The organism is Bradyrhizobium sp. CCBAU 45384 (assembly GCF_028128665.1).
GTDB classification, from domain to species: domain Bacteria; phylum Pseudomonadota; class Alphaproteobacteria; order Rhizobiales; family Xanthobacteraceae; genus Bradyrhizobium; species Bradyrhizobium manausense.
Map to the genome: position 1 here is coordinate 1 of NZ_LBIZ01000065.1, position 9,868 is coordinate 9,868.

Consider the following 9,868-nt stretch of genomic DNA (forward strand, 5'->3'; position numbering starts at 1 on the left):
AGGGTCTCCCACCCTGCGGGGGCATTGAGTGCGCGTGCCGGATCCCACCCGGCACTCCTGGCGCACGAGAAGTGACATGGCTAGCATCGGTTCCTTCAAGAAGGTCGGCAACGAATTCCAGGGCGAGATCGTCACCCTGAGCCTGCAGGTCTACGGCGTCCGCATTGCCGCCGAGACGAACCGCTCCAACGATAACGCCCCGAGCTACCGCATCTATGTGGGCCGGGCCGAGATCGGGGCCGCCTGGTCGAAGCGCTCCGAGGAGGGTCGCGACTACCTCTCGCTCAAGCTCGACGACCCCTCGTTCAATGCGCCGATCTACGCGAACCTCTTCGAAGACGAGGGCGGTGAAGCATACACCCTGCTCTGGTCGCGGCCGCGCAAGAACGGCGAGTAAGAGCGCCCGACAAGCCCCGTCCGGTCCACCGGGCGGGGCTTTCCAAATCTTCCATAGGCCGATGGATCGACCCTTAGACCATTGTGCTAGGTGCTTGCTGCCAATTTGAGCGAAATATCGTTTGGCGGCGCGCTCGGCGCGCGCTCTGAAACATCGCCTATTCGAATCCTGATCGCTGGCTGCAGTGTCCACATCGAGACTTCCGCGCCCGGCTCGCGGAAAGTCAGGACCGAGCTTTGGACACCTTCTCGTCAAGCAGATCTGCCGGCCTGACCCCCAAAGCTTGGGCAATCTGCCAGATTGTGAGCAGCGTCGCGTTTTGGAGCCCTCGCTCCATGCTGCTCACGAAGGCCCGGTCGACGCCCATGCGTTCCGCTACGGCCTCTTGGCTTAAGCCAAGCGCCAGCCGGAATCGACGCGCGTTTGCTCCAAAGACCTTGCGAATGTCCATCCGCAGGATAGGAAGCAATCGCGTATTTTGGCGCTACGTGCTATAATACGCGGAGCGCTAGTTGTTTAGGGTTTCGGACGGAGCCTCATTGAGGAAAATGTGGGAAATGCAGCTTCTTGAATGCTCGCCCGAGCAGGTGGCATGCCATGTGCTACATTAGGGAATGGTTCGAGCCGGCGAGGCTGGTGCCTCGCCATTTGATTTTGAATCTCGCGCATATTGTCGTCTTTGATGTCGAAGCCGCCGCTAGATCCTGACGTCGCGGATGTCGCGCCGAATGAGCCGACGCTCACAACCTATGACGAACAGCATGTCGTCACGTACGTTCGCCTTCTGCAGGCCGAAAGCGAAGGGGCTGACTGGATGGAAGTCGCTCGAATCGTGCTGCATATCGATCCGGCGCGGGAGCCGGACCGTGCGCGGAGCGCATATCAGAGCCACGTTGCGCGCGCCAAATGGGTAACTGAGCAGGGCCGCCTACTGCGCGGCACCGGTTCGAAATAGAACAAAATTTCTGACTGGTGCCCTTACCGTCAGAATTGTTTCTTTTGCTAATCGGTGGTCCTTCCGGTGCACCACGTGGTGCCAAATTAGGGACTTCCTTCAACCGCTTCGTTCATACCTATTGCGCCGCAATCCTTGTTAGCTGCGTGCAATGGGGCGGAAGCAATGACTGAATTCGAGGCGGTCGCCGGAATCCTACAGGAGACTACAAGACGCTGAACTCACCGACATCGCCTGGGAATGTCTTCGCCGCAACGCGGACTCTCGACGCGACTTTGAGGCGATGATTGCCAATAGTCCCGATGGCGATACGAGTGCGCTTTGATGGACGCCTCGGACGTTGGGACGGCGCGTCACCGGTTTGGGCGTTACTGGTTCGGGGGAAGCGCTAATGAAGAAGAAAGGGGCGCCTAATCGTTCGACCCTTTCCATCGGAAAAAAATGGTGTCTCAATCCAGCCGCTAGGTGAAAATTTCTAAGGATACAAACGTCGCTCCCAGACATGCGGATTGAAGCGGCCGATTGTTTCAAGATTATTTCGTCGCGCATTGAATCGTGTTTCGCCTATGGACCGTGTGGCTATTTTAGCACGCCACTGAATTAATAGCCGCACGCTATTGCTCCCTATTCCAGATTCAGGCTTCTTTAATCGAGGCGGAATTGCGTCGATGGGGACCAACGTGCATGGCGAAGCCGGATGCATCGTTTGCTGCCAAGCCAGAGCGCTGAAAGCGCTTTTTCCGGTGGCTGAAGGATGCGAGCTAAAGCTCTATGAATGTGCTAGCTGCGCTAGCCGTATGTGGCTTGTCACTGGAGCATCGACGCCAAAGCGCGGGAAGAAAGAAACGCAGCCTATGACGATCGACGCTGCACTAGAAGCCGGTGCCTTCGGAGTACAATGGCCGAGTGAACCTATCACCCGGCAATAGGGATCGTGTCGACCCTTTGGCAGGGTAAGCAGCGATAGGCATATACAGCCGGCAAACCTGCAGTCTTTGGGAGCGTCGCAAGGTACTCCATGGGACGCCTGCATTCCTTGCAAATAAGAACCGGTGGAGTGGCCCGCCTCATTCAAATGCCCTTAAAAGCGGACACCGTAGGGTTTTGGAATTCCGAGCGCATCCCCGGTCTATTAAGGTCGGCTATCGAAATTCGGCGGGCGTCAAATCAAAAGTAAAAACGCCGCCCGCTTAAATGCAACGCGGGCGGCGGCTGTCCAGCCCCGGTGGGTTTAACGCAAATCTCCGGTGCAGATTATCATGCACAAGTTGTGCCAAGGTTTTGTGTCGCGCCTTGAGACAGGTGAGGGCGCCGACTGCGATTCATGCGGGAGCAAGCTCCCTGTCCAGTCTGGCAATCTAGGCCGAAGATCAGGACGGGGGAGCTGCGCGCCGGACCCCCGTCGCATGACAATGCTAAAAATGTGCCATGACAGTCCTGTGACTTTGATCTGTGCACGTTGATCTTATCCAAAGGAAGCCGAAGTTCAGCTGCACGCTCCGCCTGATCCTTCTTGCGGAACTCCCTTTCGATCTGTTCGAACCGGGCTAGTTCTTTCTGCGCTGCCTCTAGGAGGCGATTGCGTCGGGCTGAATCACGCTGCGTGCTTTCCGCCACGATTAAACTCCCCAAGCTACTAGCTATCCCCAAATAGGCCCGACACCGCGGAAAGGTTCGCTGCAGATTGCGGAATTATGACGGCGGCGTTCCGTGCATGGATCAATACAGGGCAGCGCCTCACATTGAGAACTAACCTGCAACCACCGTCCTAGCATCCAGCCGGGGCGGCTTTTTAATGGAGTAGAAGAAAGTGATTCACGCTAACGACAACTCACCGCGCCCCAGCACTGTTTTTTTGCTTATGGCGCAATACAACGGCAAGGCAGTAATTTCCGTTGAAGAAATTTGCCGAGACTACTTCCCGCACTTAGACCCAGCGAAGTTCGTTCGTAAGGCCGGGTCTGGCGATATCGTTATTCCATTGATCCGCATGGAAGCCAGTCAGAAGGCGGCAAAAGGGGTTCATATCAACGATCTGGCGGACTACATCGATAAGCAGGCCGCAGCCGCGCGGAAGGAATGTCGTCAACTGGCGTCTTGAGGCGCGATCACCTTCAGCCACTTCCAGCCCGCGTATTTATCGCCAGTTTGCCGAAGATGGGTGTAGCGCTGCAATGACTGCCAACTGCGGTGTTCTGAGACGCTTGCAGCCTGTGGAATGGTTTTACCCATTTCAAACTGTCGCGATACGCCATCGTGCCGCAAATCATGAAAGTGTAATCGCTCTTCGTCTGGCATTTTCTCGGTGTTGATGTTGAGAAAGAGGCAGGCCCGGGTGAATGCAGTGCCGATTGCATCGGTGGTGTAAGGGAATATTTTCGGAAGGGCTGTGCGCGGCATGGCCTTGATAATGGCTATCGCTTGATCAGGAAGCTCAACCCATACGTCATTGCCGACCTTTTGGCCGGGGTGCTTCATGTCTCAGACCAAGATGCGCTTGTGGTCAGGCTCGAAATCGGCCCACGCCAGACGGGTGATTTCGTCCTGACGGCCCGTTGAGAAGATCGCGAACGCGATAATCTTCTGCATGGGCGCAGACCGAGGCGCCTGGGCCTGCCGTTCTCCAAAATGCTGCATCAGCTTGTCTAGTTCTTGGAGAGTAGGGCGGCGGTTACGCTGGTTGCTTTTTGATATCGTCTCCATGCGCGACAGCACGGCTTGTGCGTCGCGTATTGCCTGACGATCAAGCGGAATACCCCAAGCGGGCTTTGCCACGGCGAAGATCGCCGCTAGGTGGCTGATGTAGTTGCCTACGGTGGACGGTTGACGCCCCTTTGATAGCTCCTCAGTGAAGGCGACTATGTCGTCGCTGCGGATCGCTTCAGCGTCCATATTGGCGATGTCGTAGTCCTTAATGGCCTTCAGGACTTGCGCCTTGGTGCGGCCGATTTCCCTGGGGGGATGATGCAGTGTACTTGTCTATGGCGTCGGCAAGGGTCTTCCCGGACGTCTTGGCGCGCTCAATGCCTCCGGGTTCTGAAAGTTCGGTTTCGCGGCGCTTCAACCAAGCCGTTGCCGCTTGTCGGCGGTCAAACGTTTGGGCCTCGCGATGAACGATTTTGCCGCTTTTCTTTCAGACTATCTGAGCGGTATACCCCGTTGTCCCGTCGCGGCGCTTTTTTGCGAAAACCTTAAAGCCGTTCCGAAGTGACATAGTGGCGGTTGCAAATCAATTACCGCCGTTTGCCTAGTCTTGGTCGCTCGTCTCGTGTCTCATCATCTGGCAGGACTAGATCGGCATGACTAACGCCCAACGTGCTGGCGAGCTCGAATAGAGTGACGACTGTTGGATTCCGACGGCCACGCTCTAGGTCGCTAATATACTGCTGAGTGAATCCGGACACTTCGGCAAATTTCTCCTGCGTGAAGCGCTTCTGCTTCCGCAGTCTCGCGAAATTCCGACCGACCAACTTGCGCATGTCCATCGGCGCAAATTGCGGCTTTACATACTATGAGGTTTATCTCCTATAGTATGTATTTCGGCCTTACTTGCTGTAGGGCTAGTTCGCAATGAGGCCAAAATGAGACGTGCGAATCTCAGCTAATCAGAGAGGTTAGAATCATTCGCTGTTTGTTGGGACGCTTATGACAAAACCGCAACTAGATCCTGACGTCGCGGATGTCGCGCCGAACGAGCCGGCGCTCACAACCTATGACGAACAGCATGTCGTCACGTACATTCGCCTTCTGCAGGCCGAAAGCGAAGGGGCTGACTGGATGGAAGCCGCTCGAATCGTGCTGCATATCGATCCGGGGCGGGAGCCGGACCGTGCGCGGAGCGCATATCAGAGCCACGTTGCGCGCGCCAAATGGGTAACTGAGCAGGGCCGCCTACTGCGCGGCACCGGTTCGAAATAGAAGAAAGTTTCTGGCTGGTGCCCTTACGGTCAGAATTGTTTTCTTTTGCTAATCGGTGGTCATTCCGGCGCACCACGTGGTGCCAAACTAGGGACTTCCTACAACCGCTCCGTTCATAACTATTGCGCCGCAATCCTTGTTAGCTGCGTGCAATGGGGCGGAAGCAATGCCTGAATTCGACTGGCGGTCGCCGGAATCCTACAAGAGTCTACAAGACGCGGAAGTCACCGATATCGCCTGGGAATGTCTCCGCCGTAACGCCGACTATCGACGTGAGTACGAGGCGATGATCGCAGGCAGCTCAGATGGTGCAGTAACCGAAGAATTCAGGAGGAAATGGGGTATCTGCTTTCGCCCATGACCCGCAGAGGTCGTTCGACGAGCAGACGATCTTTTGGGCGCCTGAGATTCTAGCGGCGGTCGTTCCGGTCAAGGTTACCAGGACCGCCGATCGGAGTTCAGCGTCTCAACCGCTGCTCGACCTTACAGCAGGCGAGGTGCGCCGCGCCGTTGACGGATGGCATGCCGTGCTGCGCATCGGTGCGGTAGATCACCGTGTTTGGTCCAAAGAGCCGCTGGTGCTCGGCGCGTCATACGCAGCCAAATTGCCGTTCGATGACGATTTTGACGCGCGTGCGTATGCAGCCCGCCGGCTGTGGCGCGCGATGAATGGACGCGCGCCAGGTCCTGCATTTCATCAATTATCGAAACACCGACGCGAACGCTTGAGCGCCGCGATCCGCGCGCTCGATGCGCATAGCGCCGGCGGCACTTATCGCGTTATCGCGGAAGTGCTGTTTGGCAAAAAGCGCATCCCCGATCGCGCCTGGAAGACGCATGATCTGCGCAATCGAACGATCCGCTTGGTGCAGGGCGGTCTCGCGTTGATGCGCGGCGGTTACCGAAAACTCCTCCGGCCTGGGCGCAAGGACGAGTAACGCAGTCCTCATGGGGTTGCCGAAAATTGCCCCCTCAACAATCGGCATCCCCCTCCGATATCGCGCTTCTCCATGATGACCGCACACACGCCGGCCGAGCCGAGGGTTGCGCGCTGTCCTCCTGGAGTTCTCAAATGCCCGATCCGATGGCCGGTCTTCCCCCGCGCTTCCTGCGTACACCTGAGGCCGCGCGCTATCTTGGCCTGTCCGGCCGCACGCTTGAGAAGCACCGCACGTACGGTACTGGACCGACGTATCGGAAGATCGGCGGTCGTGTCGTCTACGCCGTCGATGACCTGAAAGCGTGGGCCGACCGGGGCGCCAAGACCTCGACGTCCGACCCCGGGAAGGGGACTGTACTGCCAGCCAAGAAGCACCCGGCGCTGCGGCCGTATGCGGGCCAGGAACGTCGCTGATATCAGCGCGAGAGCAGTGACCATGCGGCGCAAACATCATTCCGAACGTGAGCAGCTTGAGCTCTTTCGGGCTTTGCCCGGCGACCTTGCGCCGCGAGACGCGCAGGATCTGATGGCGTATCCGTTCTTTTCGTTGGCAAAGACCAAACGCATTGTGCCGATCGATTTGCGTGCCGGTGCGATCGCAATTCGTGTCAAAGCCGTGCCGGAACACGGCATGGCGACCATTTGGGGTGCTGACGTTCTGATTTGGGCCGCGTCCCAGATCGTCGAAGCTCGTGACGCCGGCCTGAAGACGTCACGCCTGATGGCTGCAACGCCTTACGAAATTCTGGCGTTCGTCGGCCGCGCCACCAGCGCGCGTGACGACGACCGGCTGAAGGCGGGTCTCGGCAGACTTCAGTCAACGACTGTGCTGACATCGATCCGCCAACCTGCAGAGCGGCGACGGCACCGCTTCTCGTGGATCAACGAGTGGAAGGAAACGGCCGATGCAAATGGCCGCCCATTTGGGCTCGAGCTGATCCTGCCGGATTGGTTCTACGCCGGCGTCATCGACGACGCGCTCGTGCTGACCATCGACTGCGCTTATTTCGATCTGACGGGCGGGCTTGAGCGCTGGCTTTATCGTCTTGTGCGCAAGCACGGCGGTCGACAGGACGGCGGCTGGAGTTTCGACCTTGTGCACCTCCATGCCAAGTCGGGCATCCTTTCGCCGCTCAAGCATTTTGCTTACGACATACGTCAGATCGTTCAGCGCCAGACATTGCCTGGCTATCAGCTCGTGCTCACACGGGATCCTGATGGCACCGAGCGGTTGAACTTCGCGCCCACGCCTCTTGCCCCCTTAACGGCACGCTTGCGCCGGCGCGGTCTCATTCCAAATTCGGAGGACAATCTGTGAGTCAGCTCGTGCTATCGTGGACCGCAACCCTCGTGCTATCGGGGACCCGATCCTCGTGCTATTGGGGACCGGAATCGGACTTAAGAGCTTGTTTCTGCGCGCTTTCCAGCCGTAACTTTACTAACCAGAAATCCTTCGGATTTGTTCTAACGGACTGGACCGAAGGCCACGTTGGAGTGCGGCAACGGCACTCCAACAGTCTAGCCTGCCTTTGCAGGCCATACACACGCTCGACCGAGCCCCAAGCTCACGGCTATCAGCTCCAGCGTCGGCGGGCCGTCGCATGAGCGATCTCACGGAAGTGGAAGTGTTGTGGCTCGAGAAGCGCATCGAAAATCGCATTCGGTTCGGTCGCATCGTCAAGGAACGGGAGCTTGATCGCCATCGGCGCATTCTGTCATTCGCGACAGGCAGCATCTTTGCGTTCGTCCGTTGGACCTCCCACGACTTTGGTGCGATTATTTCTCGGATCGACATCTTGCGCGCAGTCGCTCCGGGACAGCGCTGCTCGACCATGCCTTATGTGACACCCGGCGGAGAGATTTTGCTGCGTCTGTCCGGCTGGCAGAAGGTCGAGCGAGTGCTGCAGATGATCGATGCCATTGAGGCGCTCGGCATCGATCCGGCTGATGTCGCGCCTGATCATTGGCATCACGTTCATAACCGCTTGTCCATCAACGAAAACCCGCGTCCGTATACGAAAGCGCGCCACCAGGCCTGGCTTCACCGTCAGAGGATAATGCGATGACGGGCCGCGTGAAGATGCTGACCGCGACGTTTGGGGCGGCGGCTGCGCTCGTCGCGACACTCGCTCTGGAGCCGCTTCCGCTTTTCATCTGGAATGCATCCGCGAGCGTGCCGATCGGTCTCTACCGCCTCCGACCGGCGGACCAATTCCAAGTCACCGAATTGGTCGCCGTGCAGCCGCCGGAGCCGCTCGCGACCTTCCTCGACCTTAACGGCTATCTGCCCATTGGCGTCCCCATGCTGAAGCGCGTGCTCGCCCTTCCGGGGCAGAGTGTTTGCAGAACCGGCCTCACGATTTCGGTCGACGACGTGGCGGTAGGCAAGGCGAGGGATCGCGATGGACGCGGCAGGCCGCTGCCGAAATGGCAGGGCTGCCGCGTCGTCGGCGACGGCGAACTGTTCCTCATGAATTGGCAGTCTCACGACTCTCTTGATGGCCGATATTTTGGATTCTTGCCTGCGTCAGCGGTGATCGGCCGTGCGCTGCCCGTGTGGACGTGGGAGGAGTGATCGTGCGTGTTCCACGCTCTTACCCCGCCATTCCTCTGTTCGATCGATCGCGGGACCATTCCTCCGTCCCGACCAACGCTTGCAAGGCCGACGCGCGCCGCAGCAGTCCAGGGCGGCCGCATGGCCGGCGCGAAGCGGCTTTACTCTGGACGGGCGCGAGCGCGACGGCATGCTTGGCTCGGTCAGGCGTGCGTGTTTGGGCTGTCGTGTCGCTGCTGGTTATTTTCGCTGCATCGAGCAGTGCTGCTCTGGCCGAGAGTGGATTGGCATTGGCTCAAGCGGTTGCTCAGACAAGCAACCCGTTTGCAGCTTTCGTTGACGAAGCCTCGAGGCGTTTTGCAATTCCGATGACCTAGATCGGGTCGGTCATCAACGTCGAAAGCGCTGGAGACGTGCACGCCAAGTCGCCCAGAGGCGCAATGGGCCTGATGCAGATCATGCCGGCGACTTGGGTGGAACTTCGCGAGCGTTACAATCTCGGGAACGACCCCTACGACCCGCACGACAACATTCTGGCCGGCACGGCTTACTTGCGCGAACTGCTCGACCGGTATGGCTCGCCTGGCGTGTTTGCTGCGTACAACGCGGGTCCAACTCGCTATGAAGAGCATCTCGCAGGCGGCTCTCTGCCAGATGAGACGCGAGCATATGTCGCGAAGCTTGCAAATCTACTTGCCATTGAACTGCCGCCGAACTGGACGTCCAGCGGACGGTCGTCAGCAGCTTCGACGCTATTCGTCACGCCATCCGAGCTGATGAAAACGCACGATCGGTTGCTGGCCCTCCTGCCGTCGAGCGGTGTCACGGCCGCAATCTCGGTGCCCGATGTTTCGCGCATGGTCCCCCGGCCTGTTGGCGTGTTCGTCCCTCGATCGGATTCGAGGGCGTCACAATGACCAAGTGTGCGGGTTCGCAAGCCGATGGCGTATGGGCGATGCCTTCGGCCCGCGCTCTACTCGTCGCTTCGCTCCTCACCGAGCCACCCTTCGGGTGTCTCGGCCACAGTGGGGGCTTCGCGAGTTGGCTGCCAAGCCGCGGGGGCTCTTTCGGGAACCGGCGACCGGGAGACCACGACGGCAGGAC

General features: G+C 58.7%; 16 protein-coding genes. 12 read left to right on the forward strand and 4 right to left on the reverse strand.

The features are described 5' to 3' along the window. Positions 1–76 precede the first annotated feature (76 nt). On the forward strand, positions 77–397 hold the full coding sequence (locus XH80_RS03225; RefSeq protein ID WP_271597308.1) for a DUF736 domain-containing protein: 321 nt from the start codon (positions 77–79) through the stop codon (positions 395–397). Positions 398–620: 223 nt separating this feature from the next. On the opposite strand, the gene XH80_RS03230 is transcribed toward XH80_RS03225, so the two are convergent. Then, on the reverse strand, positions 621–848 hold the full coding sequence (locus XH80_RS03230; protein ID WP_271597317.1) for a helix-turn-helix domain-containing protein: 228 nt from the start codon (positions 846–848) through the stop codon (positions 621–623). Positions 849–1,079: 231 nt separating this feature from the next. Here XH80_RS03230 and XH80_RS03235 point away from each other — a divergent pair, with 231 nt between their 5' ends. The 3 genes from XH80_RS03235 to XH80_RS03245 all read left to right on the forward strand — a co-directional run bounded on the left by XH80_RS03235 (position 1,080) and on the right by XH80_RS03245 (position 3,453). Continuing rightward, positions 1,080–1,352 carry a DUF2285 domain-containing protein gene (locus XH80_RS03235; protein WP_271597309.1) on the forward strand — a complete coding sequence of 91 codons (273 nt, stop codon included), beginning with the start codon at positions 1,080–1,082 and terminating at the stop codon, positions 1,350–1,352. A gap of 169 nt (positions 1,353–1,521) precedes the next feature. Next, complete coding sequence (locus XH80_RS03240) at positions 1,522–1,677, forward strand: transcriptional regulator domain-containing protein (RefSeq protein ID WP_271597318.1); 156 nt, start codon at positions 1,522–1,524, stop codon at positions 1,675–1,677. A gap of 1,485 nt (positions 1,678–3,162) precedes the next feature. After that, positions 3,163–3,453: a pyocin activator PrtN family protein gene (locus tag XH80_RS03245; protein WP_271597310.1), complete on the forward strand. Its 291-nt coding sequence runs from the start codon at positions 3,163–3,165 to the stop codon at positions 3,451–3,453. Here the strand turns inward: XH80_RS03245 and XH80_RS43690 are convergent. The 3 genes from XH80_RS43690 to XH80_RS03255 all read right to left on the reverse strand — a co-directional run bounded on the left by XH80_RS43690 (position 3,438) and on the right by XH80_RS03255 (position 4,837). After that, entirely contained in the window at positions 3,438–3,830 is a 393-nt protein-coding gene (locus XH80_RS43690; RefSeq protein WP_333968633.1) for a hypothetical protein, read from the reverse strand. The genes XH80_RS03245 and XH80_RS43690 overlap by 16 nt on opposite strands. A 3-nt stretch (positions 3,831–3,833) precedes the next feature. Beyond that, positions 3,834–4,244, reverse strand: coding sequence for a hypothetical protein (locus tag XH80_RS43695; RefSeq protein WP_333968634.1), 411 nt, complete (start codon positions 4,242–4,244; stop codon positions 3,834–3,836). Between the two features lie 341 nt (positions 4,245–4,585). Further along, positions 4,586–4,837 (reverse strand): helix-turn-helix domain-containing protein, encoded by a 252-nt coding sequence (locus XH80_RS03255; protein WP_271597311.1) that lies wholly within the window; start codon positions 4,835–4,837, stop codon positions 4,586–4,588. Positions 4,838–4,997: 160 nt separating this feature from the next. Here XH80_RS03255 and XH80_RS03260 point away from each other — a divergent pair, with 160 nt between their 5' ends. From XH80_RS03260 to XH80_RS03295, 8 genes are all read left to right on the forward strand, one after another. Beyond that, a complete protein-coding gene (locus XH80_RS03260; RefSeq protein WP_271597312.1) occupies positions 4,998–5,270 on the forward strand; it encodes a DUF2285 domain-containing protein in 273 nt (90 codons plus the stop codon). Between the two features lie 166 nt (positions 5,271–5,436). Continuing rightward, positions 5,437–5,631, forward strand: a complete 195-nt coding sequence (locus tag XH80_RS03265; protein ID WP_271597313.1) for a transcriptional regulator domain-containing protein — start codon at positions 5,437–5,439, stop codon at positions 5,629–5,631. Positions 5,632–5,797: 166 nt separating this feature from the next. Further along, positions 5,798–6,208: a DUF2285 domain-containing protein gene (locus XH80_RS03270; protein WP_333968635.1), complete on the forward strand. Its 411-nt coding sequence runs from the start codon at positions 5,798–5,800 to the stop codon at positions 6,206–6,208. 134 nt (positions 6,209–6,342) lie between these two features. After that, the gene (locus tag XH80_RS03275; RefSeq protein ID WP_008561544.1) at positions 6,343–6,624 is read left to right on the forward strand and encodes a helix-turn-helix transcriptional regulator; all 282 of its coding nucleotides are present in this window, start codon (positions 6,343–6,345) and stop codon (positions 6,622–6,624) included. A gap of 22 nt (positions 6,625–6,646) precedes the next feature. Further along, positions 6,647–7,528, forward strand: coding sequence for a replication initiator protein A (locus XH80_RS03280; RefSeq protein WP_271597314.1), 882 nt, complete (start codon positions 6,647–6,649; stop codon positions 7,526–7,528). A 283-nt stretch (positions 7,529–7,811) separates the two neighbouring features. After that, positions 7,812–8,276 carry a DUF2840 domain-containing protein gene (locus XH80_RS03285; RefSeq protein ID WP_271597315.1) on the forward strand — a complete coding sequence of 155 codons (465 nt, stop codon included), beginning with the start codon at positions 7,812–7,814 and terminating at the stop codon, positions 8,274–8,276. After that, a complete protein-coding gene (locus XH80_RS03290) occupies positions 8,273–8,785 on the forward strand; it encodes a S26 family signal peptidase (RefSeq protein WP_271597316.1) in 513 nt (170 codons plus the stop codon). Before XH80_RS03285 ends, XH80_RS03290 begins: the two co-directional genes overlap by 4 nt. A gap of 368 nt (positions 8,786–9,153) precedes the next feature. Next, entirely contained in the window at positions 9,154–9,681 is a 528-nt protein-coding gene (locus tag XH80_RS03295) for a lytic transglycosylase domain-containing protein (protein ID WP_271597320.1), read from the forward strand. The last annotated feature ends 187 nt before the right edge of the window (positions 9,682–9,868 follow it).

Coding starts and splice junctions, on each gene's coding strand:
- XH80_RS03225 (WP_271597308.1), top strand. CDS start 77: ATGGCTAGCATCGGTTCCTTCAAGAAGGTCGGCAACGAATTCCAGGGC.
- XH80_RS03230 (WP_271597317.1), bottom strand. CDS start 848: ATGGACATTCGCAAGGTCTTTGGAGCAAACGCGCGTCGATTCCGGCTG.
- XH80_RS03235 (WP_271597309.1), top strand. CDS start 1,080: ATGTCGAAGCCGCCGCTAGATCCTGACGTCGCGGATGTCGCGCCGAAT.
- XH80_RS43690 (WP_333968633.1), bottom strand. CDS start 3,830: ATGAAGCACCCCGGCCAAAAGGTCGGCAATGACGTATGGGTTGAGCTT.
- XH80_RS43695 (WP_333968634.1), bottom strand. CDS start 4,244: ATGGACGCTGAAGCGATCCGCAGCGACGACATAGTCGCCTTCACTGAG.
- XH80_RS03255 (WP_271597311.1), bottom strand. CDS start 4,837: ATGGACATGCGCAAGTTGGTCGGTCGGAATTTCGCGAGACTGCGGAAG.
- XH80_RS03260 (WP_271597312.1), top strand. CDS start 4,998: ATGACAAAACCGCAACTAGATCCTGACGTCGCGGATGTCGCGCCGAAC.
- XH80_RS03265 (WP_271597313.1), top strand. CDS start 5,437: ATGCCTGAATTCGACTGGCGGTCGCCGGAATCCTACAAGAGTCTACAA.
- XH80_RS03275 (WP_008561544.1), top strand. CDS start 6,343: ATGCCCGATCCGATGGCCGGTCTTCCCCCGCGCTTCCTGCGTACACCT.
- XH80_RS03280 (WP_271597314.1), top strand. CDS start 6,647: ATGCGGCGCAAACATCATTCCGAACGTGAGCAGCTTGAGCTCTTTCGG.
- XH80_RS03285 (WP_271597315.1), top strand. CDS start 7,812: ATGAGCGATCTCACGGAAGTGGAAGTGTTGTGGCTCGAGAAGCGCATC.
- XH80_RS03290 (WP_271597316.1), top strand. CDS start 8,273: ATGACGGGCCGCGTGAAGATGCTGACCGCGACGTTTGGGGCGGCGGCT.